General features: G+C 45.8%; 25 protein-coding genes. 20 read left to right on the forward strand and 5 right to left on the reverse strand.

Annotated features, from left to right (window positions below):
* Positions 1-6: 6 nt before the first annotated feature.
* The 13 genes from sctW (at position 7) to R8269_RS11630 (ending at position 10,844) form a co-directional block, all read left to right on the forward strand.
* Positions 7-900: a type III secretion system gatekeeper subunit SctW gene (gene sctW / locus R8269_RS11570; protein WP_258476771.1), complete on the forward strand. Its 894-nt coding sequence runs from the start codon at positions 7-9 to the stop codon at positions 898-900.
* Positions 881-1,165, forward strand: a complete 285-nt coding sequence (locus R8269_RS11575) for a TyeA family type III secretion system gatekeeper subunit (RefSeq protein WP_005377239.1) — start codon at positions 881-883, stop codon at positions 1,163-1,165. The genes sctW and R8269_RS11575 overlap by 20 nt, the downstream gene beginning before the upstream one ends.
* On the forward strand, positions 1,152-1,526 hold the full coding sequence (gene sycN, locus R8269_RS11580) for a type III secretion chaperone SycN (protein WP_258476770.1): 375 nt from the start codon (positions 1,152-1,154) through the stop codon (positions 1,524-1,526). The genes R8269_RS11575 and sycN overlap by 14 nt, the downstream gene beginning before the upstream one ends.
* Positions 1,523-1,900 (forward strand): type III secretion system protein VscX, encoded by a 378-nt coding sequence (gene vscX, locus R8269_RS11585; RefSeq protein WP_064368455.1) that lies wholly within the window; start codon positions 1,523-1,525, stop codon positions 1,898-1,900. Before sycN ends, vscX begins: the two co-directional genes overlap by 4 nt.
* A gap of 5 nt (positions 1,901-1,905) precedes the next feature.
* A complete protein-coding gene (gene vscY / locus R8269_RS11590) occupies positions 1,906-2,247 on the forward strand; it encodes a type III secretion system chaperone VscY (protein WP_158156522.1) in 342 nt (113 codons plus the stop codon).
* Positions 2,231-4,357: a SctV family type III secretion system export apparatus subunit VcrD gene (gene vcrD, locus R8269_RS11595; RefSeq protein ID WP_318222544.1), complete on the forward strand. Its 2,127-nt coding sequence runs from the start codon at positions 2,231-2,233 to the stop codon at positions 4,355-4,357. The genes vscY and vcrD overlap by 17 nt, the downstream gene beginning before the upstream one ends.
* On the forward strand, positions 4,357-4,770 hold the full coding sequence (locus R8269_RS11600) for an LcrR family type III secretion system chaperone (RefSeq protein WP_053304394.1): 414 nt from the start codon (positions 4,357-4,359) through the stop codon (positions 4,768-4,770). The genes vcrD and R8269_RS11600 overlap by 1 nt, the downstream gene beginning before the upstream one ends.
* A gap of 60 nt (positions 4,771-4,830) precedes the next feature.
* The gene (locus R8269_RS11605; protein ID WP_054867031.1) at positions 4,831-5,115 is read left to right on the forward strand and encodes an LcrG family type III secretion system chaperone; all 285 of its coding nucleotides are present in this window, start codon (positions 4,831-4,833) and stop codon (positions 5,113-5,115) included.
* Positions 5,116-5,125: 10 nt separating this feature from the next.
* On the forward strand, positions 5,126-6,949 hold the full coding sequence (locus R8269_RS11610) for a virulence-associated V antigen (protein WP_281418509.1): 1,824 nt from the start codon (positions 5,126-5,128) through the stop codon (positions 6,947-6,949).
* A 12-nt stretch (positions 6,950-6,961) separates the two neighbouring features.
* Positions 6,962-7,447, forward strand: coding sequence for a SycD/LcrH family type III secretion system chaperone VcrH (gene vcrH, locus R8269_RS11615; RefSeq protein ID WP_005377258.1), 486 nt, complete (start codon positions 6,962-6,964; stop codon positions 7,445-7,447).
* Positions 7,448-7,454: 7 nt separating this feature from the next.
* The gene (vopB, locus tag R8269_RS11620; RefSeq protein ID WP_005377260.1) at positions 7,455-8,654 is read left to right on the forward strand and encodes a type III secretion system translocon subunit VopB; all 1,200 of its coding nucleotides are present in this window, start codon (positions 7,455-7,457) and stop codon (positions 8,652-8,654) included.
* A 10-nt stretch (positions 8,655-8,664) separates the two neighbouring features.
* Positions 8,665-9,669 carry a type III secretion system translocon subunit VopD gene (gene vopD, locus R8269_RS11625; RefSeq protein ID WP_047102689.1) on the forward strand — a complete coding sequence of 335 codons (1,005 nt, stop codon included), beginning with the start codon at positions 8,665-8,667 and terminating at the stop codon, positions 9,667-9,669.
* A gap of 203 nt (positions 9,670-9,872) precedes the next feature.
* Positions 9,873-10,844 carry a TAXI family TRAP transporter solute-binding subunit gene (locus tag R8269_RS11630; RefSeq protein ID WP_005377264.1) on the forward strand — a complete coding sequence of 324 codons (972 nt, stop codon included), beginning with the start codon at positions 9,873-9,875 and terminating at the stop codon, positions 10,842-10,844.
* 293 nt (positions 10,845-11,137) lie between these two features.
* Here R8269_RS11630 and R8269_RS11635 read toward each other — a convergent pair whose 3' ends face one another.
* From R8269_RS11635 to R8269_RS11655, 5 genes are all read right to left on the reverse strand, one after another.
* Positions 11,138-11,908: a sulfite exporter TauE/SafE family protein gene (locus R8269_RS11635; RefSeq protein ID WP_047102688.1), complete on the reverse strand. Its 771-nt coding sequence runs from the start codon at positions 11,906-11,908 to the stop codon at positions 11,138-11,140.
* 81 nt (positions 11,909-11,989) lie between these two features.
* Complete coding sequence (locus tag R8269_RS11640; protein ID WP_047102687.1) at positions 11,990-12,505, reverse strand: adenylate kinase; 516 nt, start codon at positions 12,503-12,505, stop codon at positions 11,990-11,992.
* Positions 12,506-12,784: 279 nt separating this feature from the next.
* Positions 12,785-14,311, reverse strand: coding sequence for a tripartite tricarboxylate transporter permease (locus R8269_RS11645; RefSeq protein ID WP_005388177.1), 1,527 nt, complete (start codon positions 14,309-14,311; stop codon positions 12,785-12,787).
* Positions 14,312-14,330: 19 nt separating this feature from the next.
* On the reverse strand, positions 14,331-14,825 hold the full coding sequence (locus R8269_RS11650) for a tripartite tricarboxylate transporter TctB family protein (protein WP_005388179.1): 495 nt from the start codon (positions 14,823-14,825) through the stop codon (positions 14,331-14,333).
* Between the two features lie 238 nt (positions 14,826-15,063).
* Complete coding sequence (locus R8269_RS11655) at positions 15,064-16,035, reverse strand: tripartite tricarboxylate transporter substrate binding protein (RefSeq protein ID WP_005388181.1); 972 nt, start codon at positions 16,033-16,035, stop codon at positions 15,064-15,066.
* Positions 16,036-16,301: 266 nt separating this feature from the next.
* Between R8269_RS11655 and R8269_RS11660 the strand changes: the two genes are divergently transcribed.
* From R8269_RS11660 to R8269_RS11690, 7 genes are all read left to right on the forward strand, one after another.
* Complete coding sequence (locus tag R8269_RS11660; protein ID WP_017633774.1) at positions 16,302-16,700, forward strand: GFA family protein; 399 nt, start codon at positions 16,302-16,304, stop codon at positions 16,698-16,700.
* Positions 16,701-16,964: 264 nt separating this feature from the next.
* Positions 16,965-17,678: a GntR family transcriptional regulator gene (locus R8269_RS11665; protein WP_005377279.1), complete on the forward strand. Its 714-nt coding sequence runs from the start codon at positions 16,965-16,967 to the stop codon at positions 17,676-17,678.
* A gap of 12 nt (positions 17,679-17,690) precedes the next feature.
* Positions 17,691-18,587, forward strand: coding sequence for a methylisocitrate lyase (gene prpB, locus R8269_RS11670; RefSeq protein WP_005388185.1), 897 nt, complete (start codon positions 17,691-17,693; stop codon positions 18,585-18,587).
* Between the two features lie 131 nt (positions 18,588-18,718).
* Positions 18,719-19,861 (forward strand): 2-methylcitrate synthase, encoded by a 1,143-nt coding sequence (gene prpC / locus R8269_RS11675; protein WP_258476768.1) that lies wholly within the window; start codon positions 18,719-18,721, stop codon positions 19,859-19,861.
* A 156-nt stretch (positions 19,862-20,017) separates the two neighbouring features.
* The gene (acnD, locus tag R8269_RS11680; RefSeq protein ID WP_047102686.1) at positions 20,018-22,609 is read left to right on the forward strand and encodes a Fe/S-dependent 2-methylisocitrate dehydratase AcnD; all 2,592 of its coding nucleotides are present in this window, start codon (positions 20,018-20,020) and stop codon (positions 22,607-22,609) included.
* 9 nt (positions 22,610-22,618) lie between these two features.
* The gene (prpF, locus tag R8269_RS11685; protein WP_047102685.1) at positions 22,619-23,815 is read left to right on the forward strand and encodes a 2-methylaconitate cis-trans isomerase PrpF; all 1,197 of its coding nucleotides are present in this window, start codon (positions 22,619-22,621) and stop codon (positions 23,813-23,815) included.
* Between the two features lie 77 nt (positions 23,816-23,892).
* Complete coding sequence (locus tag R8269_RS11690) at positions 23,893-25,770, forward strand: propionyl-CoA synthetase (RefSeq protein WP_047102684.1); 1,878 nt, start codon at positions 23,893-23,895, stop codon at positions 25,768-25,770.
* Positions 25,771-25,790: the final 20 nt, after the last annotated feature.

Genomic DNA, 25,790 nt, shown 5'->3' on the forward strand with positions numbered 1-25,790 from the left:
AAGTGAATGAGTATTATCAACAATCATATCGCAACAAATCCAAAGTTTGATGCGTCTATCCAAAACGGGTTGGAATCGTCTCGTCCCGACGTTTCACAAAAAGGCAATTATCGCGGTGAAACCGTCCGTGTTCACAATGCCACACAATCACTTTTTGATGCGATGGAAGAACTCACTTCACTCGGTTCCGAAAAAGCAGAGAAAGATCTGACCAAGCGCAAAGTGAAAGACAGTGGTCTTCGAGTTAATGAAGCGCACGAACTCGTTTCTGACTATCTGCGAAAAGTCCCTGATCTTGAAAAGAACCAAAAGATCAAAGATTTGGCTACAAAAATGGCGGGAGGGAATATCTCGACCATCGCTCAATTGCAAGTCTACTTGAATGGGTTTTCCGAGGAGAAAAGCCATCAATACCTTGCGTTAAAAGCCGTGAAAAAGTTTTTGAGTGCGAGTCCAGAAAGTAAACACCTACTAGCGCTGATTGACCAAGCACTTCTAAGAATCGAGCAAAACCCAGATACATGGTCTCAAATTGATACGGAAATCCGTGTCTCAAATTTTGCTGATGAATACAGCCAAGAGCAAGAGTTTAGCTCTTTGCATCAGCTGCGCGGCTTCTACCGCGATACCGTTCATAGTTATCAAGGGCTCGGCGCTGCTTATCAAGATGTGGTGGCGCGCTTTGGTGAGCAGGAGGTATCGACCGCTGTTGACTTTATGCTGCAAGGCATGAGTGCAGATCTTAGTGTTCAAGGTAGCAGTATCGATTCGGTTAAGTTGCAGTGGTTGATGTCCGATATGCAAAAACTCAAAACTCTAAATACGTTGCAAGATCGTGTGAGTCAACTGTTCCAAATGTTTAAACCGGAAAGGACGAATTATGGCTTATCAAGTTTCTAATTTGATGGCTGATGTGATTGCGTTGGTAGAGCAGCGATGGGTAAGCAGTGATGAGATATGGAAAGTGGCCAACGCAATGGAATTGACGGCGGTAGAACAAAAAATCGATTTTTTTCGAGAGTTCCATAAGTTAGTTCGCGCAATCCCAATTGACGTATTCGCCGATGAAGAACAACGACAGAATTTAATCCAAGCGGTACAAAAGGCGCTAGACGAAGCCATTGATATAGAAGAAGAGGAAGCGTGGGAAGATGAGTTGGATTGATGCATCCGTCGATGAATTTTGCCGAGGAATGGGGCTCGATGCCGTCGATTTCTCATCAGCTGGACGGGTGCAGCTGGATTTTGAGCAAAGTGGTACGCTGTATATTGAGCGACAGGGTGAGCAGTTATTCTTGATGTTGTCTCGAGCGTTATCTTGGCATCAAACTAGTGACATGATTCAAAGTGCACTGTGTTTGTGTCATGCCGATCAAGGCTGGCCTTTCGAAATTAAAACCGGCTTGTTAGATGAACAAACTCTGGTTTTTTCAGCAAGGCTAAAAGGAGAAGAAGTAACACTTCCGACCTTAGAGCAAGCGTTTACGCTTTTGGCTCGTCTGCATAACGATGTGGCAGGCTCATGACTCGAGTCAGCACTTTAAACGTAGGCATCGAAGCCTTTACGCATGTTACTCATAGTGAAGTTAAGGCCGATTTCCCAGAACGATTTCAATTGCTTCCTGATGGGCAGGCGGTCGCTACACATTTAGAGAAGCTCTATGACCTCCGGCCTTCAGACCAATATCTCATCGCGTTAACTAAGCCCAAGCTGCTGCACTCAGAGTTGTTGCGTCCAGAAAAGTACCGCCAACAGTTCGATGAAACGTTGGCTCAGCTGCAAGTTCTTGCACAGGACTCAGGCTCCGTTTCTTTTATCAAAGCATCCGAAACGCTACAAAGTACACAACTTGATCAGCGTTACCTCACTATGGCGCTCAATCTCCTTATTCAGGTCTAACCAACATGTTGAGATCCAAAGACATTGAACTCTTACTTGTTCACGCTGCGCTACAAGTTCAATACCAAAAGCCAGAGCATGCCATTTCTATTCTCGATGCGGTTCTAGAAATAGAACCGCATCACAAAGAGGCGATGCAAACACTTGCTGTGGCGTGTTTACAAAGTGGTCGATATACCCGGACGATTGAGGTGTGTGAGCACTTATTAAAATCCGACCTTCATCCTGACTCGGCAGGACTCTGGTTTTGTTTAAGCCAAGCGCGTTGGAAACAAAATGACGTCGATGGGGCACGCCAAGCGCACCGACGCTATCTGCAATCTTTAAATAGTGAATCACATGAATAAGTTGATCGATATTCTAAACAAAGTAGGGCAACGCAAAGACATCATGCTTGCGGTGATGTTACTCGCGATCGTCTTTATGATGATATTGCCACTTCCTACCACACTGGTGGATGTGCTGATTGGCACCAACATGAGCATTGCGGTGGTGCTGCTTATGTTAGCGATTTACATCACCACGCCACTTGAGTTCTCTGCATTTCCTGCGGTGCTATTGATCACGACATTGTTTCGTCTGTCTTTATCTATCACGACAACCCGCTTGATCTTGCTACAAGGCGATGCTGGTCAAATCGTTTATACATTCGGTAACTTCGTTGTGGGCGGTAACTTAGTGGTCGGTATCGTTGTGTTCCTGATCATTACCATTGTTCAGTTTATGGTGATCACCAAAGGCTCAGAGAGGGTAGCAGAAGTTAGTGCGCGCTTCTCACTCGATGCGATGCCTGGTAAGCAGATGAGTATTGACGGTGACATGCGTGCTGGAGTAATTGACGTACACGAAGCTAGGCACCGACGATCACTGATTGAAAAAGAAAGCCAAATGTATGGCTCGATGGATGGCGCGATGAAGTTCGTTAAAGGCGACTCCATTGCTGGTCTGGTCATCATTGTGGTCAACATCTTAGGTGGCGTCACGATCGGGGTAACGCAAAAAGGCATGAGTGCTTCTGAAGCACTTGAGTTATTTGCGATTTTGACCGTTGGTGATGGTTTGGTGTCGCAGATCCCGGCACTCTTTATCGCGATTACCGCCGGTATTATCGTGACGCGTGTTTCTCATGAAGACTCTTCTGATCTTGGATCGGATATTGGTGGGCAGGTGATTGCTCAGCCACGAGCACTTCTTATTGGTGGTGTGCTTTTGGTGCTGTTCGCACTCATCCCTGGGTTTCCAAAAATCACTTTTCTGGTCTTGGCCGCCGTGGTTGGTGGTGGTGGTTTCTTCCTTTTCTATCAACAGAAAAAACAAGCGGAATCAGATAGCACCGACTTATCAAGCTTTGTTTCGCAAGGGGCCGGTTCGCCAGCAGCGAAGCCAAGCAAACCTACGCCTTCTAGAAACAGTAAAGGTAAGTTAGGTGAGCAAGAAGAGTTCGCCATGACGGTCCCGCTGTTGATTGATCTTGACGCGAGCCTTCAGGAAAGCTTGGAAGCGGTCGCATTAAATGAAGAGCTAGCAAGGGTGAGGCGCGCACTATATCTCGACCTCGGCGTGCCTTTCCCGGGTATCCACCTGTGTTTTAACGAGGGGATGCAAAATGGCGAATATTTAATTCAGTTACAAGAAGTTCCGGTTGCACGAGGACGAATTGTAAAAGACCAACTCTTGGTGACAGAAGGGAATGAGCAGATCGACTTATTAGGCGTGCCTTATGAGCAAGATGAAGATTTTCTACCTGGTATTTCTAGCATTTGGGTGGCACAGAGTTATGAGCAAAAACTCGTAGCCAGTCATGTCGGTTTTCTCACACCCGACAGGATTTTAACGTACCACTTGTCTCATGTTCTCAAGGAGTACGCACAAGACTTTATTGGTATTCAGGAGACGCGTTATCTGTTGGAGCAGATGGAAGGCAGTTATTCGGAGCTAGTCAAAGAGGCCCAGCGTATTGTTCCGTTGCAAAAAATGACGGAAATCTTGCAACGCTTGGTTTCTGAAGACATTTCTATCCGAAACCTTCGCGTGATCTTGGAAGCGATGGTTGAGTGGGGCCAAAAAGAGAAAGATGTTGTACAGCTGACGGAGTACATTCGTTCCAGCTTAAAACGTTACATTTGCTACAAATACGCAAGCGGACAAAACATGTTGCCCGCTTACTTATTGGATCAAAATCTCGAAGACACAATACGCAGCGGTATTCGTCAAACCTCAGCAGGGAGTTACTTGGCGTTAGACCCGTCAGTAACGCAACAATTTGTCAGTGATGTGAAACAGACCATTGGTGACTTAAGCCGCATGCCGAATAAACCTGTGCTAGTTGTGTCTATGGATGTACGCCGATATGTGCGAAAGCTTATTGAATCGGAATACTACGATCTGCCCGTTTTGTCATTTCAAGAACTAACCCAGCAAATCAATATTCAGCCACTTGGAAGGGTGGGGATGTAATGAAAACAAAACTAATACTCTCGCTGGCGCAAGCGGGGATCGAAGTGACGCCATACTTTTGGCAACAAAGTGAAATTCAACTTGGTTATCGAATTGAAGTTGAAGGCTTAGAGCTCGTTTTTCGGGTGGAGGACGGTGAAATCATCATCGTTCTTCTGAAACGCGTTCGTCCAAAATTGGGGTTGAGTAACCCCTTTGCCGGCTTATTTCTCTTGGCTGAACATGCCATTCAACTTTATCCCTCCGATTGGGTCATTCGCGGCAACGTCGATGTGTTACGTGGTAGCAACATGAGCAGCCAGCGATTGGCACAGTTCTATCTAAAAGCATGCGGTGCAAGCCATGATGAGCTAGACGACTGGTACTGTTTACGCCTAGCAGATTATAGACCTTTGAAAAAGTTGAAAAAGTAAAAACTCACGACTGTTACTGACAGCACCGATGAGATGACCCGCTTTAAGATAGGAATCAAGATGAAGCAACCGTTTACCGATGCGATTGAGAACGCTGAGCTTGCCATTAGAAAAGCTGAAGACAGAACCGATATTTTTAACGAGCTATTGGAAGGCTTAGGTGTTGGTCCTGTTGCGGGTGATGTTTTACTTGGCGGCATAAAAGCGCCAGTAAATACCATGAAACGTGCAGAGCAAGAGCTAATAGACGAAGTCCAGCGCCGCCGGCAACAACAAAATCAGCTACAAGGTACGTCAGGTAAACGCAGAAAGCGTCCCACAGTGATGCGCGGCATGATGATTTAGAGGTTTGGAAATGAAGAATATGAAAACGACTGGCTCTACGACAGGAGCAACAGACACAGCTGCGAGTAGTGCACCATTACCCACTTTCCAACAAAACTTGATAGAGGCATTTACCCCTGTACTGGGTGAAGCAGAGACTCAGCAACTTGCCTCTCTAATCTCTTCATTGCCAACTATCTCGGGACAAACGGAATCACAAAGCATCGCGCTTTATGTTGATACACTTGAAAACCTAAAAGCGAAAAATAACGCGTTTGCTGATATATCATTGACCGACACCGCATCTGTTTGGATAAAGTCGCTACAAAGTGCTAACTCAGATGGCGAATTAACCGCAGCCGAGTTTAATGCTCAAACAAACCAAACGCTATCAAATCAGTTTCAGGCTTGGTTTAGTAAGTTACTGACGGAAAACGTAGATAGCTCGTTATCTACTGAGTTTGTTAGTCAATTTAATCTGGGCACTCAGGGTAACCAAGCGGAGCAGATCGCCAACCTCTCCGAGACAGGTCTGGCTAACGCCACCAAAGAAATTTCTCTTTTTGTTGCAGTGCTTGCTAATCAAATGGGCTCCCGTGAAGTGAGAGATGCTTCTATTTCTTTTCTTCGCAATGCCTTTAGTAGCCTAGGTTCCGTTAATCTCGCGCAGCTGAAGAGCTCGGATTTTCTGTTGACTAAAGAGAGTTTCGCTCTTCAAGTCTCAGCTCAATTAAAAAGTAGTTTTCAAGGCATCGGTATTACTTTAAGCACCGATGACGCAAGTTCGCTAGCTAGCAGAATTACCTGGACTCCTGGTATTTCTAAACAGCAGCTTAAAGAAGCGTTAGATGAAATGGCCGCTCAAGTGAAAGGCCAATATAGCGCAGCTTATGGCGAGGCGAGTGGAACGAACAATCTAAAAGCAGCACTTAATACTGTCATTGGTGGAACTGAGCCTTTGACCCTTTCTAGTCTGTTCGCCAACTTCGCGGTGAGTTTAACAAATATAGAAATCGACGACTTTTACCAGGACAGCGCGATAGCCGATGTCCAAAAGACACAAATAACGGCAGCTCAAGTTAATTTGATCAAAGAAAACACCGAACGAGATATCCGATTACAGTTTGAAAAAATAGTAAAAGGTGAATCTACCGGGGCTTCATTTACTGAGCGATACGAGGCATTGCGCAAGAACTTAGGGGCATTGAAAGAGCGTCTACTCAATATCACCGATAAAGAGAAAGCGGATCGCGAGGTGAGAGCAGAGCACTCTCTAACGGCTCGTGATTTGTTGGCCGTTGTTGAGTCCAGCATTGGAGACCGTTTTGATGAGCAAGTGCTGCTTGCACTAAATGAGCGTCGTGTTAACCGTTTAGAGAAACGTAATGACCAGAAAGAGGCATTAGAGGATCTCACAATACAGCTTAAAGTTTTTGGTGTTGTGCAATCAAAAATTCACTCTACGCAAAGTGTTGATGGGGTTTATAAACCGGGATATCCAGAAAGTAACTTCAAAGCGAGTGACTTTAACTACAGCAATCAAACGGATTTTGAAGCTTCACCTGAGTACAAGTATTTGACGGATAATAAGATAACAAACCATCGAGACTTCCTTCAAACACAAGGTATTACTATCGGTGATGGTGCGTCGTACCAAGACGAAGAGAAGTCGAAAAAACTGTCTAATTTTTCTAGTTCTGTCAGTGCTAAATCCAAGTTGCTTAACGATGAAGTGCAAATCAAAACCACTGAGCTGAACGACACCAGTTCTCAATACAACTCGACCGTTGAAGCGATGAACAAGTTTGTTCAGAAGTACCACAGTATTTTACAAGAAATCCTACGAGCCATTTAAGGATAACCAACCATGACTAAAACAAACGCGACCGATCCATCCCAAATGCAAGCAGAAGAGCTGCTGTCTTTTCTGGAAGAGGGAGGCACGCTAAAAATGTTGCACGATGTGTCTCAGGACACCATCGAACATATTTATGCCGTAGGTTACAACTTTTTCCAATCGGGAAAGATTGAGCAAGCAGCGAAAGTATTTCAATTACTCAGCATGCTTGATCATTATCAGGCGCGATTTTTCATTGGCCTTGGCGCGGCTCGTCAGGAGTTGGGTGAGTATCTGCAGGCAATAGACGCCTACAGCTACGCAGCGCTAGTGGACGTAAATGATCCACGCCCACCTTTTCACTCTGCTGAATGTCACCTTAAACTGGAACAACTGACAGAAGCAGAGAGTGGGTTTTACAGCGCGAAGGAGATGTCTGCCGGAAAATCACAATATGCAGATTTGCATGAGCGTGCAGGCATCATGTTAGAAGCGGTGAGAAATAAAAAGGAGTAATTAGACTATGAGTTCTATTGCACTTGACCGCATCCAGACACAGGTTTATAGCCCTGAATCTGGCCAAGCCACGTTAGATAACGTGCAGAAAACGGCGTCTACAGCGACGCCTTCTGTGACGGTAGAAAACGTGAAGAGTAAAGATGCAGATGTACTGAACACCGGAAAAGTAAAAGTTCAGTTAGATGCACCTAACGCAGCTGTTAGTGACAAAGTGAATGATTTGACGCTAAAAGCCATGGCACAGCTGCAAAAGATCGTCGATACCATTGCAAAATCTCTCCATGCAGTTGCAGACCAAACAGGTTCGATTGCCGTCAAAATCATCGCAGGATCTGCTGATGATTTTGAAGTAGAGCTTGCTGCTATCACGGATAAACTGAAAAGTGCTCAAAACGAGCTGAAAATTCAGGAAGTGAAGGTCGCAAAAGCTAAGCACGAAAAAGAGATGGTGGAAAACCAAGACAAAATCAAAGAATCGGAAGCCGCTGCAAAAGAAGCCCAAAAATCAGGCTTAGCAGCGAAGATCTTTGGTTGGATCAGTGCGGTGGTTTCTATTGTTGTTGGTGCCGTAATGGTGGCAACGGGTGTCGGTGCAGCAGCCGGTGCACTTATGATCGCTGGTGGCGTCATGGGAGCAGTGAGCATGGCGTTGCAAGAGCCAGCCGTTCAAGATGCGCTAAAAGAAGCGGGCGTAAATGTCGATGTGTTAAACAAAGTCGTAATGGCATTAGAAATCGCCGTCGCGGTTATCGGAGCTGTTGTGACGTTTGGTGGTGCAGCAGCTGGCGGTATCGCGAAACTTGCAGCGAAAGGTGCTGGTAAGGTAGCTCAAAAGGTCACGGAAATCGCTACGAAAGCCGCTGCAAACATGGCGAAAGTGGCGGATATGGGCACAAAAGCTGCGACAACAACAGCGAAAGCGATTCGTTATGGCGCAGAAACCGTTGATCTCGCCGTCAACGTGGGTAAAGGCGCAACGGACAGTGTCCATGCTGCTAACAATGCTCACGTGACAGAGATTCAGGCTGATATCACAGACCTTCGAGCCAAAATGACGTTAAGCCAGGCTGTCATTGATAAGCTCAAAGAAGAGATTGGTAAGTTGATGGAAGACTTCCAAGAGTTGATGAGCCTCATCATGCAAATGATTCAAGCGAAAAGTGAAACTATGCAAACGGTGTTAAGCCGTCCTGCAACGGTATAAGGAGTTTATTATGCTAGATAAAGTAGGCGGAATGGGTCGTGGTGAACTATACGGTTTAGGCGATACCATAAAAACCAACAAAGCAGAAAAAGCGCCGGAAACAAAGCTTGAAGCGGGCGCCGTTAAAAGCCAAAGTGAGTCAGGTGTTTCTGGTGCAGCACGCTACCAGTTAGAGACACCTAAAGCTCCTACAGTGAGTAACCAAGCTCAAGTTGTTGCAAACCTAATGAGCGCTCTTGCACCGACGGTGAGCTCATTAATGAGCACAACGATGAAAGCGCTTAACGGTGAGGAGGTGATCAAGTCACCATCAGATGCGGTATCACAATCGTTGACGCTATTAACATTGTTGTATCAAGTATCAAAGCTGAGCCGTGAGCAGCAAGTGCTACAACGTGAAATTGCTGTTGAAGCAAACGTCGCGAGTTTAGAAAGCCAAGCGGCAGAACTCAACAACTCGGCAAGCGCAATGATCGCGATGGCAGTCGTTTCGGGTGTATTAGCGGGTGCTACCGCAATTATTGGTGCCCTTGGTTCTTTCAAAGCAGGGAAAGAAATCAAGAATGAAATGGCGAGCAATAATGTACTGAAAACGCAAAAAGCTGGCTTCGATCAAGCAGAAGAGTTATTAAATAACAATAGCTTGTCTAAAACGCAGCAAGATCAGGTTAAGCGTGCGCACTCACTAGCGAAAGACAATATCGCAGACACGACAGCGCAGCTGACAAGTGGTGGCCGTAAGTTCGATAAGTTGATGAGCTCAAACCAAGCGAAGAACGCTATTCTTCAAGCTTTGGGCCAGATGGCAAACTCAGCATCGAATGTAGAGCAAACCAAAGCGCAAGCGCGCAGCAAAGATGATGAAGTACAAGCGACTCGCGCACAAGCAGCCAAACAGAAAGCCGATGAAAACATTGGTTTCCAAGAAGGCTTATTGAAAGAGCTACGTGACTTGTTCCGATCTATCTCAGATAGCCAGAACCAAGCGTGGCGAGCATCAGTCCCAACGGTGTAACCATCCGTTTCACTAACTACAAAGCGTTGTTTATACAACGCTTTTTTTATGGGATTCAAGTCTAAATGCTATTTATCAGTAGGTTAAGTTGATAAAAAAGTATATCTATAAATCAACCTCCAAGGATGAGAACTTAAACGTTATCAAATTGTTAACGATTGCTATACTTAAACGGTCATCAACACAAGTAAAAGGGATGTTCAATGTTTAAGTTTAAGCAAATCGCACTTGCGGCTTCTTTGGCTGCACTCACAACAGGCTTTTCTGCGTCTGCGGAGGAAACGTTTGTCACGATTGGTACCGGTGGCGTAACAGGGGTTTATTATCCGACTGGTGGCGCTATTTGTCGCTTGGTTAACAAATCGCGAGAAGAGCACGGTATCCGTTGTTCGGTAGAAAGTACTGGGGGATCGATTTATAACATCAACACTATTCGTGCTGGTGAATTGGACCTCGGTATCGCGCAATCAGACTGGCAGTATCATGCTTACAAAGGAACCAGTAAGTTTGAAGAAAGCGGGCCTTTTAAAGAGCTACGCGCCGTCTTCTCCGTTCATCCAGAACCGTTTACTGTCGTTGCACGTAAAGACGCGAACATCAAAACTTTTGATGATTTGAAAGGTAAGCGCGTTAACATTGGTAATCCTGGTTCTGGTCAGCGAGGTACTATGGAAGTGCTAATGAACCAGTATGGTTGGAGTAACGACGACTTTAAGCTTGTCTCTGAGTTAAAAGCAGCAGAGCAATCAAAAGCACTTTGTGATAACAAAATTGATGCGATGATTTATACCGTTGGTCACCCAAGTGGAGCGATTAAAGAAGCCACTACGTCGTGTGATAGTAATATCGTAACGGTAGCTGGACCTAATGTAGAAAAACTGGTTGCAGACAACAGCTTCTATCGTGTCGCAAATGTCCCAGGTGGTATGTATCGTGGCACAGATAGTGATGTTCAAACCTTTGGTGTGGGCGCGACGTTTGTTTCTTCTACTGCGGTACCAGAAGATGTGGTTTATAACGTGGTTAAAGCGGTATTTGAAAACTTCGATGATTTCCGCCGTCTCCACCCAGCGTTTGCAAACTTGAAGAAAGAGGAAATGGTAAAAGACGGTTTATCTGCGCCTCTTCACCCAGGTGCGCTCAAATACTACAAAGAAGTAGGGCTGATTAAGTAAGCGTTACCCTCTCTTATTATTGATGTAAAACGCCATCTTTCTCGATCAATGCCACTCGTTTAACTGCGAGTGGCATATTTCTATCTCTCGTCATCCTGTACAGCGACGAAGGAGCGTGATACAGGATCTTCCATCCGAGCACTTTGTGATCAAAATGGTTTCATTAGCCGCTCAGTGTAGTGCTATTAGATTCCTAACCTCGCTGGAGTGACACAAAAAATCGTTAAGCTATCTGCATTAATCTTTCGCGCTGGTGTTTTTGTAGGAGTGTTATCCACTTGTACAAGTTTTGCTTAAACATAAACATCAATGAAAAAGTAGATAGTGATGAGAATAGAAGAAAGAGCAACAAACCCTTTAACATGATTGGGATTCAGTTGACGAGATACACGAGCTGCAAGATACCCACCTACCAACGTACCGACCAAAACAACACTACCTGTGTGCCAGTCAATGGAGCCATTGGCAACAAAAATCACGATAGCAATGAGTGAAACACACGTAGATACGAGCAATTTCAAACCGTTCATTAAATTAATGTCTTGGTGGCCAGCTACTACCAGATAGCTCAGAACAATAACCCCTAAACCTGCGTTGAAAAAACCACCGTAAGCAGAGACACCAACAAGTAGTAAACCCAACGCGATTGCTCCGAGTATGCCAGCATGTTTGTGCTCTTTCGCGACAGTTTTGATTAGCATTGTTAAACGAGAACCGGTGAGAAAAAGCACGGTGGCAAATAAGAGTAACCAAGGGATGGCTTCCATAAATAGCGATTCTGGCGTGTTGAGCAACAGATATGCTCCGACAGCGCCGCCGACTAAACTGAATGAGACTGTGAACAGCAGTTCATGCTTGTTCTTCATGATCTCTTCTCTGAACCCGACGGCTCCACTAATGTAACCCGCACATGAAGCATATGTGTTTGTTGCGTTAGCCATAATAGGAGGAACACCAACTGCCAATAGAGCCGGAAAAGTAATAAAGCTTCCGCCTCCCGCTATGGAGTTAATGATCCCACCAATTACGCCAGCAATGAATAAAAGTGAGAGTTCTAAAAGCATAAACAATCCATGTTATGTTCTTTTTTATTGTTAGAGCTTCAGATGATCTAACCTACATGCTCTAATGTTCTGATATGAGGTTTACTTTACCCGCTCTAAAACAAAATTGTTCAGTTCTGTAACGTTTTTGATGACATGAACGGCTTTACTTTGAGAGTACCCTTCGAGGCGAGACATAAAGTCATCATTCCAGAATGCGGGGCATTGCTGAAGAACTTTGTAGCTTTGTAACGTTCCTTTCAGTACCGAACTACCATCAGGCCAACCTTCAGGTTTAATGAATAGTCCTTTAAGGAGACGTTTCGTCACAAACCAATAGCTTACTGAGTATGGTAGATCAATATAAATGAGAGTATCGGCTGCATCTAAACGAGCGTTGAAAGAGCTGATCGGTCCAAGGCCATCTATAATCCAACGATCTGAGCTTAGTATATTGCTATGGGCTTCATCAAAAACGCTACGCTCAACGGGATCACCGTTTGGTTTATATACTATTGAATCTAATTGATGAAGAGGAAGACCGGTAGCCGACGAGATTACTTTACTTACCGTCGATTTTCCACTACCGGGTTTACCAAAAACTGCTATTTTTTGCATAGTGACCGCCTCCAAGAGAGCTTTTCCCATACGGTAGAGACAGAAAACCCACCGCTATGGGTGGGTTCGATAAATACTGAGCGCATCAAAAAATCCCACCATTCCTATGGAATGATGATAATTCGTTGGTTAAGTTGCGCTAAGTGTGTGTTCATACAATCACCTTCATATAACGACAGTGATTTGTCAATACCATCTGCACAATAAGCGAACGATTTGGAGGGCGGAAGATAAAGCCATCACGATGGATGGCTTTATCTAGGTTGAAAGAGACAGCGATTACTGCTCAACGCTGACTGGCTGTGCTTTAAACTTTTGAATCAGCTTTACGATTAGTGGACTTGCCAATACCAATACAGCTAAAACAGTAAAGGTAAGGGTAATAGGACGCTCCCATAGGAAACTCAGTTCTCCATCTGAAATCATTAATGCGCGGCGTAAGTTCTCTTCCATTAATCCTCCAAGGATGAAGCCCAGCAATAAAGGTGCGAGCGGGAAGTTAGCGAGCCGAAGTGCAATGGCAGCCATAGCAACAATCAGCATCACGAACACATCCATAGTGTTAAAGGAGACCAAATAAACCCCGGTGATTGAGAAGAATAAAATCATCGGTAGAAGCACCGTTCTTGGAACCGCCAAAAGCTTTGAAATATACGGAATCAACGGTAAGTTCAGGATCACAAGTACGATGTTGCCGAAGTACATGGAAATGATCACTGACCAGAACACATCTGGGTGTTCAACAAACAGGCGAGGGCCAGGTTGAATACCATAAGCGATCAGAGCGCCGAGCATTATTGCTGTTGTACCAGAACCCGGAATACCAAGCGTTAGCAGTGGAACAAATGAACCACTAGACGCTGCGTTGTTTGCTGACTCTGGCGCAACCAAGCCACGGATACTGCCTTTACCGAACTCATCCTTTTTCTCTTTAGGTGCGAGGTTGCGCTCCATACCATAGCTTAAAAAAGCAGCAATAGTTGCCCCTGCGCCAGGAAGAACGCCAGTGAAGAAACCTAATATTGAAGAGCGAATTGAAACAGGCGCAACATCTTTGATTTCTTCCTTGGTCACTTTCATTGAGCCAATGTTGCTCAGCTTTTCTTGTTCTTCATCGCTGGTGTCTTTTGATGGTTTAAGAATGCCCATCAATGTTTCACCCAGTGCGAATGTCGCCATTGCAAGCAACAAGAAGCTAAAGCCATCCATTAAATCCGTTAAACCGAAGGTAAAGCGTTCAACGCCTACGCCTTTATCGATTCCAACTGTAGATAGCATCAAACCAAGAATGGTCATCATCCACGCTTTGATTACCTGACCTTTCCCCGCAAAAGCCGCGACTGCTGATAACCCAAGTAGCATCAACGCAAAATAGTCCGACGATTGGAAGCTAAGGGAGACGCTAGCCAATGCTGGTGCGGCAACAAGCAACATAATGGCAGATAACGTTCCGCCAGTGAAAGATGAATAAGCTGCCAAAGCTAATGCTTTACCTGCTTGGCCTTTTTGGGCCATTGGGTAGCCGTCGAATGCTGTCACCACGGTTGAAGAACAACCCGGCGCGTTGATCAAAATCGACGATGTAGAACCACCAAATACCGCACCGTAATAAACACCCGCCATTAAAATAAGGCCAGAGGAGGGCTCTAGGCCATAAGTAATTGGGATCATCAAAGCAATGGCTGAGATCGGCCCAAGTCCAGGTAACATGCCGATAAATGTACCGACGAAGCAGCCCACGATCACCATCATAATGTTCATTGGCATTACTGCGGTGGATAAACCTTGTAGAATTCCATCTAACATATTTCAGTCCTTTCTTTGACTACCAGATGGTGAAAATCAAACCCGGTTCGAGATAGATGTCCAAACCTTGAGTGAGTAATAAGTAGAACGCGATCACGAATGGAAACGACGCGCCAAACAGAACGGGTTTACGTCTTTCCCCGAGCAGATAAAAGCCAGCCAATAAAAAGAAGCCAGTAGCTATCACAAAACCTAGATAAGTCAGGCCCACGCCGTAGAGTGCCATTAAAATTAAAAAGGCAATCAGTAACTTCCAATTGAAGGTCAGCACTGCGCCACTTTGTTTATCTGGTTGTCCTGTCACCAGCAATAGCAAAGAAAGGCCGACACCAACGTAAGTCAGGATGGTTGGCAGAGTACGTGCGGTGAATGGTTCATACTCATCACCTGGAAACAATGGAATTTGTGAGGTTTGATAACCGTAGCAAAGACAGAAAAGTAGAAAGATCATTGCGCCGACGCGGTCACGACAGAGCAAATACTCTTTGGTGAAAAAGTTGGTTGAACGAGGCATATTCAACTCCTAACAAAAGTAAAAAAGACCGCATATGGACGTCAATGAATAAACTAAACCATTAACAATTAAGCATTTCGCTGCTAGTCGAGCCGCTTTGGGTATATAAACAAAGGAGTGTGCATGTCGATTGTCGACAATGTCCATATGCGGTGAAACTTAGAGTGCAAATACAATGGGGAAATACCAACCTACGTTATTCATTGAGGTTGGTATCTGAGGGACCCCAATTCGATTGTTACTTCAGGAAGCCTAACTCGCGCATTAAGTCACCCATCTGTTGCTCTTGATCTTCAAGAAACGCGAAGAATGCTTTATCCGCTTTATAGTTGTCGATCCAACCATTGCGGTCTCGAACGACTTGCCATTCGTCGGTGTTATACATTTTAGTAAATGCGGCATTCCATTCATCTAGCTTTTCTTGGCTTGTGCCTGGTGCTGCAAAGAATCCACGCCAGTTAGCAAAGACAGTTTCATTACCATATTCGGTGAGAGTTGGAATGTTAGGCGCAGCTTCTAAACGTTTTGGTGCTGTAATCGCTAACACTTTCACTTGCCCAGACTTAGACATTTCGAGTACTTCACCTAGCCCTGTAGAGAGCAGTTGTGTTTCGCCTGAAAGTAGGGCTGCCATGGCTTTTCCACCTGCATCATAGGCAATGTAACGAACTTTACGCGCATCAAAACCTTCACCTTTGAAAGCTGCTGCTATAACCAAATGATCCATAGAACCACGAGCAGAGCCACCAGCAACCTTCACCTTACGTGGGTTTTCTTTAAAAGCTTTAACGACATCTTCCCAAGAGCTATAAGGAGAATCGGCTGATGTAACAATGGCGCCATAATCGGCAACCGTTGCGGCAACAGGAGTCAAGTCGCGGAAAGATTGTGGGAAGATCCCACTGAGCGAGCGAACGACGATCGGTGTTGAGTTCACCATGAGTGTATCTTCTTGACGATCAGCCGTTTCAATCAAATGTGCGATTGCTTTGCCACCGCCACCACCAGATAGGTTTTGAAATGATACGGTTTCGACGATGTCTGATTTTATTAATACATCACCAGTACCTCGGGCGGTCATGTCCCAACCGCCACCGGCACCTCCAGGGATAAGAAAGTGCATTTTTTCAATATCTGCAGCAAGAGCGTTGAATGAAAATGAAGCTGCGATGATTGAAGCTGCGAGCGTTGGTTTGAGTACCTTTAACATGTTCACGTTCCTTATGTTAGCGACTCTATTTAGTTGAGCCTTATTGTTTTTGCTCAGTTGTCATGCCTTGTAAGCGTTAAAGCTGAACTTGGTGTAAAGGTTAATTAAGTGTTAAATATCTGTCTGTAAAAGAGATATAAAGAGAATATTGAGCATTTCGGTTATTTTGTTCATAAAGTTCACGGCGAGAAGTTGGTGTTAGGTCACGCGGCTTTACGCTTTGGTAGGCCATAATAAAATGACGGAAAATGAACGAGGAAAAGAGAATGAAAGGGACGTGTTTGTGCGGCGCAATTGAAGTCATCGCTGAGGTTAAAAATGAGGTTAGCCTGTGCCATTGCTCTATGTGTCGAAAATGGTCGAGTGGCGCACTTCATGCGGTGCATTGTGGGCCTAACGTGACGTTTAAAGGTGGCGAACCTAAACGTTATCAGTCGTCAGACTGGGGTGTGAGGGGGTTTTGCGGTGAGTGTGGGACAAACCTTTTCTACCATTTGTTGCCGACAGGTGAGTACATTCTTTCCGCTGGTTTGTTCGATAACCCAGATTTCAAACTCACTTTAGAGATTTTTACCGATGAAAAGCCAGCTTATTATGACCTCAATTCCGCTTCACAAAAGATGACTTCGCAACAAGTCTTTGATCAATTTGTACCTAAAGAATAGTTTTTTATCCGATTATTGTTCGACAGCTGAGCTTTTAGTTTTTAGATCATAAGCTTAAAAGTTTATAAGTTGTCGACAATATGAGTTCCCCATTCTTTATTCCTGCTAAAAACGGCACTTAATAGGCATTTTAGGCCCATTTAAATTACGACCTTAGTCTAAATTGTCGACAATTTACTTGATTGTCGACACTTTGATCGACTACTTTATATTCAGGTTAAGAAATTGTAGACATTTCGATGTCGGTAACAAGAGTATCTGAATATGAACTCTGAGTTGAAAGCTCGTTATAAAGTGCTGGGTTCTGAGAAAGAACACACCAAATCCGAAACGCTGACCGAAACACTGATTGAAGTCATTGTTAATGGCGATGTGAAGCCTGGCCATAAGATATCAGAGCCTGAGCTAGCAAAGAAATATCAGGTCAGTCGTGGGCCTTTGCGTGAAGCATTGATGCGCTTAGAGGGGCTAGGGCTCATCGAGCGAATTCCTCATGTTGGGGCTAGAGTGACCACTTTTTCTCCGGAAAAGCTGATAGAACTTTATGCCGTTCGAGAAGCATTGGAAGGCATGGCGGCAAGGTTAGCTGCGCGACACATTACGCAAGAAGAGCTCTTAAGCTTGGAAATGCTATTGTCGACACACTCCAAGCATATAGACCAAATGGAAGGCGCGTCTTACTTCCATCAACATGGTGACTTTGATTTTCACTATCGCATCATCCAAGCGAGCAGAAACAGTAAGTTAATATCTCTGCTGTGTGATGAACTCTATCACTTATTACGGATGTATCGTTACCAGTCGCCACGTGCACAATCTCGCCCGAATGAGGCGCTCACCGAACACAAATTCATTTTGGAAGCCATTCGCAATCGCGATGAAGAGCTTGCAGAAATGTTGATGAGAAGACACATATCAGGAAGTCGAAAGCTCATCCAATCTCAAATTATACATACAGAAAGTTTAGACAAAGACTAGAAGGAATTCGTCATGAGCTTAACACCGGGAGCGAAATTCAGACTCGCCATTGAACAAAATAATCCACTACAAATTGTCGGCACTATAAACCCGTATTGCGCCATGATGGCAAAAAACTTGGGTCACCAAGCGATTTACTTGTCTGGTGGCGGTATCGCAAATGCGTCATACGGATTGCCGGATCTCGGTATCACAACATTAAATGACGTTTTGGTTGATGTTGACCGTATTACTAACGCATGTGATTTGCCTCTTTTGGTTGATATCGACACGGGCTTTGGCGGTGCATTTAACATTGCTCGCACGATCAAAGCGATGGAAAAAGCGGGCGCGGCAGCGGTGCACATGGAAGACCAAGTCGCACAGAAACGTTGTGGTCATCGTCCGAACAAAGCAATAGTCAGCCAGCAAGAGATGGTTGATCGTGTAAAAGCCGCGGTTGATGCACGCAATGATGAAAGTTTCGTGATTATGGCTCGTACTGACGCGTTAGCTGTTGAAGGCATGGACAGCGCAATTGAGCGTGCGATTGCGTGTGTGGAAGCTGGCGCAGACATGATCTTCCCCGAAGCGATGAACAAGCTGGACCAGTACCTTCAGTTTTCAAATGCGCTTGAGCAAGCGACCGGAAAGCACGTTCCTATTCTGGCGAATATTACAGAATTTGGCGCGACACCGCTGTATGGCTGCGATGAGCTAGCGAAAGCAAAAGTGGACATGGTGCTTTATCCATTAAGTGCGTTCCGTGCTATGAACAAAGCTGCTGAAACGGTCTACAAACATTTGCTAGAAGTGGGTAATCAGGAAGCACTGGTTGATTCGATGCAAACACGTAAAGAGTTGTATCAGCACCTGAATTACCACGACTACGAAGACAAACTTGACCAGTTATTCTCTGAAGGGAAATAGCGGGGAAAAGCAAAAATAAACGGAAGCCCAAGAAAAAGATAATCGGAATTTATCTCATCTAATAACGTGAAATTCGTTTGGCTAAAAACACCCCAGAGAGGGAAAAGTCAGACAGAAAAGGAGTTCAAACAATGTCTCAAACTGCAGAAAAGAAAGCAGAATTAGGTGGCGCAGGCCTTCGTGGTCAAAGCGCAGGAAGCACAGCTTTATGTACTGTCGGAAAAACGGGAACTGGTCTAACTTATCGTGGATACGATATTACTGATCTTGCGAACAACGCACAGTTTGAAGAAGTGGCTCACCTTCTGTTACGCGGTCACTTGCCGAATCAACAAGAACTCGATGCATACAAGACACACCTACTCAGCCTTAGAGGTTTGCCAGCCGAGCTAAAACAAGCTTTAGAGTTAATTCCTGCAAGCGCACACCCAATGGACGTAATGCGCACGGGTTGTTCTGTATTGGGTAACCTAGAGCAGGAAATGAGCTTCGAGGAGCAACTGAAAGCAACCGAACGTATGCTCGCCTTGTTCCCTGCCATCATCTGTTACTGGTACCGCTTTAGTCATGATGGCGTGCGTATCAACACCGAGGATCAGACTGAAGATTGCATCGGTGGTTACTTTTTGCGATTACTTACAGACAAAGCGCCATCTGCGCTGCACAAACAAGTGATGCATTGCTCGCTCATTCTTTATGCTGAACATGAGTTTAATGCTTCTACATTCGCAGCACGCGTTTGTGCATCAACGTTGTCAGACATCCATTCTTGTATCACGTCAGCAATCGGTACGCTTCGTGGACCACTTCACGGCGGTGCGAACGAAGCGGCGATGGAAATGATTGAAGATTGGCAAACGCCCGACGAGGCGGAAGCGAACATCATGAAAATGCTAGCCAATAAAGACAAGATCATGGGCTTCGGTCATGCGATTTATCGTGAAAGTGACCCTCGCAACGCCTTAATAAAACGATGGTCCAAAGAGCTATCGAAACAAGTTGGTGATACTCATCTATATGCGGTTTCTGAGCGTGTTGAATCAGTGATGAAGCGAGAGAAAGGTCTGTTCTGTAATGCGGACTTCTTCCATGCATCGGCTTACCACTTCATGGACATTCCAACCAAACTATTTACCCCAATCTTTGTGATGAGTCGTTTAACGGGCTGGGCTGCACACGTTTATGAACAGCGTGCCAATAACCGTATTATTCGCCCAAGTGCCGATTATACGGGCCCAGATCATCAAGAATGGGTGCCTATCGAGAATCGCTAGCGCGAAGGTCAACGAGGGCATTATATGCTTTGGTTGACCACCTCCTTCCTTTGTCATTCTCTCTAACAGAGGAAGGAGATCCTCTCATCACTGTGTTTCTGGAGCAATGGAAAACCTTGATGAAGGCAAGATGTAAAGACTGAATGGAAGCAAACCATGAACACAAATATTAATACTCAATATCGTAAGCCGCTTCCGGGAACTCAACTGGATTATTTTGATGCACGCGAAGCCGTCAATGCCATTTCTCCTGGAGCCTATGAAACACTCCCTTATACCTCTCGCGTGCTAGCTGAGCAACTGGTCCGCCGCTGTGACCCGAACACATTGACAGATAGCCTGAAACAGTTAATTGAACGCAAACGCGATCTTGATTTTCCTTGGTATCCAGCACGCGTTGTTTGTCATGACATTCTTGGTCAGACCGCTCTAGTCGATTTAGCGGGTCTGCGCGATGCCATTTCAGATCAGGGCGGTGATCCTGCAAAAGTGAACCCAGTGGTTGAGACACAATTGATCGTTGACCACTCTTTAGCGGTTGAACATGCGGGCTTTGACCCTGATGCCTTCGACAAAAACCGCGCGATTGAAGAGCGCCGTAATGAAGACCGATTCCACTTTATTGAGTGGTGTAAAACAGCGTTTGAAAACGTCAGCGTGATTCCAGCTGGGAATGGCATCATGCACCAAATCAACTTGGAAAAAATGTCTCCTGTGGTACAAGCAAAGCAGGGCATTGCCTACCCAGACACCTGTGTGGGTACGGACAGTCACACGCCTCACGTAGACGCTCTTGGTGTTATTGCGATAGGTGTCGGTGGTCTGGAAGCAGAAACCGTCATGCTTGGCCGACCATCAATGATGCGTCTACCAGATATTGTCGGTGTCAAACTGACGGGTAAACGTCAACCGGGCATTACCGCAACGGATATTGTCCTCGCGATTACTGAGTTTCTGCGTAATGAGCGTGTGGTATCTTCATATCTTGAATTCTTCGGAGAAGGCGCACGTGATCTAACGATCGGAGACCGCGCAACGATTTCAAACATGACACCAGAATACGGCGCAACAGCTGGCATGTTTTATATTGATGAGCAGACCATCAATTACTTGAAACTAACTGGTCGAGATGAAGAACAAGTTGCTTTAGTAGAAAATTACGCAAAACAAACCGGTCTTTGGGCAGACGATCTTGATAGCGCAGTTTACGAGCGCGTACTTGAGTTCGATTTATCATCAGTTAGCCGTAACTTGGCTGGTCCGTCAAACCCTCATCGTCGTTTACCAACTTCTGAGTTGGCACAGCGCGGCATTTCTGGAGCGTGGGAAGAGAAAGAAGGCGAGTTGCCAGATGGTGCAGTGATCATCGCTGCTATTACCTCATGTACGAATACCAGTAACCCAAGAAACGTGGTTGCTGCTGGCCTTGTCGCGAAGAAAGCCAACGAACTTGGTCTTGTACGTAAACCTTGGGTGAAATCGTCTTTTGCTCCGGGTTCTAAAGTTGCACGCTTGTATCTGGAAGAAGCGGGCTTGTTACCAGAGCTAGAGAAGCTTGGCTTTGGCATTGTTGGTTACGCATGTACAACTTGTAACGGTATGAGTGGTGCGCTGGATCCAAAAATCCAACAAGAGATCATGGACCGTGATTTATATGCGACAGCGGTGCTTTCTGGTAACCGTAACTTTGATGGTCGAATCCATCCGTACGCCAAACAAGCTTTCTTGGCTTCACCACCATTGGTTGTCGCTTATGCGCTAGCCGGTACCATTCGTTTTGATATCGAGCGCGATGCGCTTGGCACGGACCAAAACGGCAAACCAATTTACTTAAATGATTTGTGGCCAAGCGATGAAGAGATCGATGCAGTTGTCGGTACTCATGTTAAACCTGAGCAGTTTAAGCAAGTTTACATTCAGATGTTTAAGCTGAATGATCAAGAGCAAAATCCCAACCCGCTGTACGACTGGCGTCCGATGAGTACCTATATCCGCCGACCACCGTACTGGGAAGGTGCGCTAGCGGGAGAAAGAACATTGTCTGGTATGCGTCCATTGGCGATTCTGGGCGACAACATCACCACTGATCACTTATCACCATCCAACGCGATTCTTGGAAGCAGCGCAGCAGGTGAATACTTAGCGAAAATGGGTGTGCCAGAAGAAGATTTCAACTCTTACGCGACTCACCGTGGTGACCACTTAACGGCGCAACGCGCGACCTTCGCTAATCCAAAGTTGTTCAATGAAATGGTGAAGGAAAACGGCGAAGTCGTGCAGGGATCTCTGGCGCGTGTAGAGCCAGAAGGGCAGGTTGTACGCATGTGGGAAGCGATTGAAACCTACATGAATCGTAAACAGCCACTGATCGTGGTGGCTGGCGCGGATTACGGTCAGGGTTCATCTCGTGACTGGGCAGCAAAAGGCGTTCGATTGGCTGGTGTAGAAGCAATCGTTGCAGAAGGCTTTGAGCGTATTCACCGAACTAACTTGGTTGGCATGGGCGTGTTACCACTGCAATTTAAGCCGGGTGTTAATCGCAATACATTAGAACTGGATGGTACTGAACTGTATGACGTGGTTGGTGAAATCAAGCCGGGTGCAGATTTAGCCTTGGTTATTACACGTAGCAACGGTGAGAAAGTCGATGTTCCGGTCACCTGTCGCTTAGATACCGCTGACGAAGTGCATGTGTATAACGCAGGTGGTGTTTTACAACGCTTTGCTCAAGATTTCCTGGCGCAATAGGGAGTAATTATGGAAAACAGTACTCCTAGCAAAATGAGCCAAATCAAAGTGCCTGCGACGTACATGCGTGGCGGCACAAGTAAAGGTGTTTTTTTCAGCCTTGAAGATTTGCCACCAGAGGCACAAGTCGCAGGTGCAGCGCGTGACAAACTGTTGTTGCGAGTTATCGGCAGCCCGGATCCTTACTCGAAGCAAATTGATGGCATGGGGGGCGCGACGTCAAGCACCAGTAAAACAGTGATTGTTTCGCGCAGCAGCAGAGCCGATCACGATGTTGACTACTTATTTGGTCAAGTGTCGATCGACAAACCATTCGTCGATTGGAGTGGTAACTGCGGCAACTTGTCTGCGGCAGTTGGTCCCTTCGCCATTCATGCTGGGCTGATTCCACAAGATCGCATTCCAGAAAATGGCATTGTGACGGTGCGTGTTTGGCAGGTGAACATCAGCAAAACCATCTTGATTCACGTTCCAATTGTTAATGGTTTTGTCCAGGAAACCGGCGAGTTTGAGCTTGATGGCGTGACGTTTCCAGCCGCTGAGATTCAAGTCGATTTCGTTGACCCTTCTGATGGCGAAGGCAGCATGTTCCCAACAGGCAACTTAGTCGATGATTTAGTGGTACCGGACGTAGGTACGTTTAACGCGACCTTTATTAACGCGGGCATACCAACCATTTTTATTGATGCTGAATCGATAGGATATCAGGGCACCGAGCTGCAAGACGATATCAACAACGATGACACAGCATTAGCGATGTTCGAATCCATCCGTGCATATGGCGCGTTAAAAATGGGCCTGATTTCTGATTTAGAAGAAGCTCAAACACGCCAACATACGCCGAAAATAGCGTTTGTTTCTAAACCGAAAAGTTACCTGTCTTCAAGTGGTAAAGCCGTTAATGAGTCGGATATTGATGTGCTCGTTCGCGCGCTGTCGATGGGCAAGCTACATCATGCAATGATGGGAACAGCAGCCGTTGCTATTGCTTCTGCTGCGTGTGTGCCCGGAACGTTAGTGAATTTAGCCGCTGGTGGCGGTGAAAAAGAGTCCGTGACTTTTGGTCACCCGTCAGGAACGTTAAAAGTTGGGGCACAAGCGAAGCAAACTGAGCAGGGCTGGGTGGTGCAAAAAGCCATTATGAGCCGAAGTGCGAGAATACTGATGGAGGGATTTGTGCGTGTACCCTTCTATGTCTTCGATTAAAAGAGACGATCTTTGGATTAAAAGAGCGATCTTTGAGTAGAACGAGAGCAATGTCAGGACATACTGGAGGAAGCAATATGTCTTCATACGAAAAAGAATACTTATGGGCGAAGAATGAACCGGAGAGTTTTTGGCGCGCTCAAGCGGAGAATCTCGATTGGTTTGAATCTCCTAAAACTATCTTGAAATCTGATGAAAACGGCATAGAACGTTGGTTTCCAGATGGTGTAATGAATACGTGCTGGTTAGCATTAGATTACCATTGCGAGCAAGGACGCGGTGATAATACTGCACTCATTTATGACTCGCCAGTGACAGGTCGTAAAGCCACGTACACCTATAGCGACCTACGTGACCAAGTAGCAAAAATTGCTGGCATGCTGTCTGCTCAAGGTGTTGAAAAAGGCGACCGAGTCGTTATTTATATGCCGATGATCCCAGAAGCCGCAATGGCGATGCTTGCCTGCGCGCGTTTGGGGGCGATTCATTCCGTAGTATTCGGTGGTTTTGCACCTAATGAGCTTGCTGTACGAATTGAAGATGCAGAGCCGAAAGTGATCATGACGGCGTCGTGCGGGATTGAGATCAACAAAGTCATTCCATACAAACCAATGGTAGACAAAGCCATTATGGACAGCCGTTGGAAGCCTGAGAAAGTGTTTGTTTTCCAACGTCCAGAGTGCGACGCTGAGCTAAACCAAGAAAGAGACTTAGATTGGCAGCGAGAGTACAAACAAGCGCTGCCACATGGTTGTGTTCCGGTGTTAGCAACCGATCCGCTCTACATACTTTATACATCGGGTACGACAGGTAAGCCGAAAGGCGTTGTGCGTGATAACGGTGGCCATGCTGTCGCGATGAAGTACTCCATGAGCGCAATCTATAACATTCCTCAAGATGGCGTCTTTTGGGCGGCATCTGATGTGGGCTGGGTAGTAGGGCACTCTTACATTGTTTACGCTCCACTGATTCACGGTTGCACTACTATCCTATTCGAAGGCAAGCCTGTTCGAACACCGGATCCTGGCGCATTTTGGCGAGTGTGTGATGAATATAAAGTAGATGCGTTGTTCTCTGCACCAACGGCGTTTCGTGCGATTAAGAAAGAGGACCCGGAAGGCGAGCACTTAAAACGGTACGACTTGTCGAATCTGAAAACCATCTTTATGGCGGGAGAACGCCTTGACCCTCCGACACTGGAGTGGGTTCAGAGCAAAGCGGACAAGCCCGTTATTGACCACTGGTGGCAAACCGAGACGGGCTGGGCCATCGCGGGCAACCCGACAGGTGTCGAAATGATGCCAGTTAAAGCTGGTTCTTCGACGAAGCCCATTCCGGGTTATCAGGTCGAGATTCTGAATGAACTTGGAGAGGCTGTCGGGCCTAACCTACAAGGCTTTGTCGCATTAAAACGTCCGCTACCACCAAGCTGTCTGCCAACGGTTTGGCGTAATCATGACCGTTTTGAAACTGGTTATCTTAGCCAATTCCCAGGCTACTACGTGTCAGGTGATGGTGGCTATCTGGATGAAGACGGTTACCTGTTTATTATGGGACGTATTGATGACGTGATTAATGTCGCGGGACATCGATTGTCGACAGGTGAAATGGAAGAAATAGTAGGAGGCCACCCAGCGATTGCAGAATGTGCGGTGGTTGGTATCCACGATGATCTAAAAGGTCAGCTTCCACTTGGTTTTGTTGTACTGAAAGACGGCGTCAAAGTGGATGAGCTAGACCTTGAAGGTGAGCTTGTTGGCAAAGTGCGTAGTGAGATAGGTGCAGTTGCTTGCTTCAAGCATGCGTTGGTTGTAGACCGTTTACCGAAAACACGTTCAGGTAAAATTTTGCGTCGAACTATACGTCAAATAGCTGATGGTGAAAAATACACCGTTCCGTCAACGATTGATGACCCAAGTAGCTTGAACGAAATTGAGCGAGTGCTACGACGCTGAGAAAAACTCAATTCTAACTA

The organism is Vibrio sp. Vb0667 (genome assembly GCF_033391095.1).

Coding starts and splice junctions, on each gene's coding strand:
- R8269_RS11660 (WP_017633774.1), top strand. CDS start 16,302: ATGAAAGGGACGTGTTTGTGCGGCGCAATTGAAGTCATCGCTGAGGTT.
- R8269_RS11630 (WP_005377264.1), top strand. CDS start 9,873: ATGTTTAAGTTTAAGCAAATCGCACTTGCGGCTTCTTTGGCTGCACTC.
- R8269_RS11690 (WP_047102684.1), top strand. CDS start 23,893: ATGTCTTCATACGAAAAAGAATACTTATGGGCGAAGAATGAACCGGAG.
- acnD (WP_047102686.1), top strand. CDS start 20,018: ATGAACACAAATATTAATACTCAATATCGTAAGCCGCTTCCGGGAACT.
- R8269_RS11610 (WP_281418509.1), top strand. CDS start 5,126: ATGAAGAATATGAAAACGACTGGCTCTACGACAGGAGCAACAGACACA.
- prpC (WP_258476768.1), top strand. CDS start 18,719: ATGTCTCAAACTGCAGAAAAGAAAGCAGAATTAGGTGGCGCAGGCCTT.
- R8269_RS11665 (WP_005377279.1), top strand. CDS start 16,965: ATGAACTCTGAGTTGAAAGCTCGTTATAAAGTGCTGGGTTCTGAGAAA.
- R8269_RS11645 (WP_005388177.1), bottom strand. CDS start 14,311: ATGTTAGATGGAATTCTACAAGGTTTATCCACCGCAGTAATGCCAATG.
- R8269_RS11605 (WP_054867031.1), top strand. CDS start 4,831: ATGAAGCAACCGTTTACCGATGCGATTGAGAACGCTGAGCTTGCCATT.
- R8269_RS11640 (WP_047102687.1), bottom strand. CDS start 12,505: ATGCAAAAAATAGCAGTTTTTGGTAAACCCGGTAGTGGAAAATCGACG.
- R8269_RS11600 (WP_053304394.1), top strand. CDS start 4,357: ATGAAAACAAAACTAATACTCTCGCTGGCGCAAGCGGGGATCGAAGTG.
- R8269_RS11655 (WP_005388181.1), bottom strand. CDS start 16,035: ATGTTAAAGGTACTCAAACCAACGCTCGCAGCTTCAATCATCGCAGCT.
- vscX (WP_064368455.1), top strand. CDS start 1,523: ATGACTCGAGTCAGCACTTTAAACGTAGGCATCGAAGCCTTTACGCAT.
- R8269_RS11635 (WP_047102688.1), bottom strand. CDS start 11,908: ATGCTTTTAGAACTCTCACTTTTATTCATTGCTGGCGTAATTGGTGGG.
- vcrH (WP_005377258.1), top strand. CDS start 6,962: ATGACTAAAACAAACGCGACCGATCCATCCCAAATGCAAGCAGAAGAG.
- R8269_RS11575 (WP_005377239.1), top strand. CDS start 881: ATGGCTTATCAAGTTTCTAATTTGATGGCTGATGTGATTGCGTTGGTA.
- sycN (WP_258476770.1), top strand. CDS start 1,152: ATGAGTTGGATTGATGCATCCGTCGATGAATTTTGCCGAGGAATGGGG.
- sctW (WP_258476771.1), top strand. CDS start 7: ATGAGTATTATCAACAATCATATCGCAACAAATCCAAAGTTTGATGCG.
- vopD (WP_047102689.1), top strand. CDS start 8,665: ATGCTAGATAAAGTAGGCGGAATGGGTCGTGGTGAACTATACGGTTTA.
- R8269_RS11650 (WP_005388179.1), bottom strand. CDS start 14,825: ATGCCTCGTTCAACCAACTTTTTCACCAAAGAGTATTTGCTCTGTCGT.
- prpB (WP_005388185.1), top strand. CDS start 17,691: ATGAGCTTAACACCGGGAGCGAAATTCAGACTCGCCATTGAACAAAAT.
- prpF (WP_047102685.1), top strand. CDS start 22,619: ATGGAAAACAGTACTCCTAGCAAAATGAGCCAAATCAAAGTGCCTGCG.
- vopB (WP_005377260.1), top strand. CDS start 7,455: ATGAGTTCTATTGCACTTGACCGCATCCAGACACAGGTTTATAGCCCT.
- vscY (WP_158156522.1), top strand. CDS start 1,906: ATGTTGAGATCCAAAGACATTGAACTCTTACTTGTTCACGCTGCGCTA.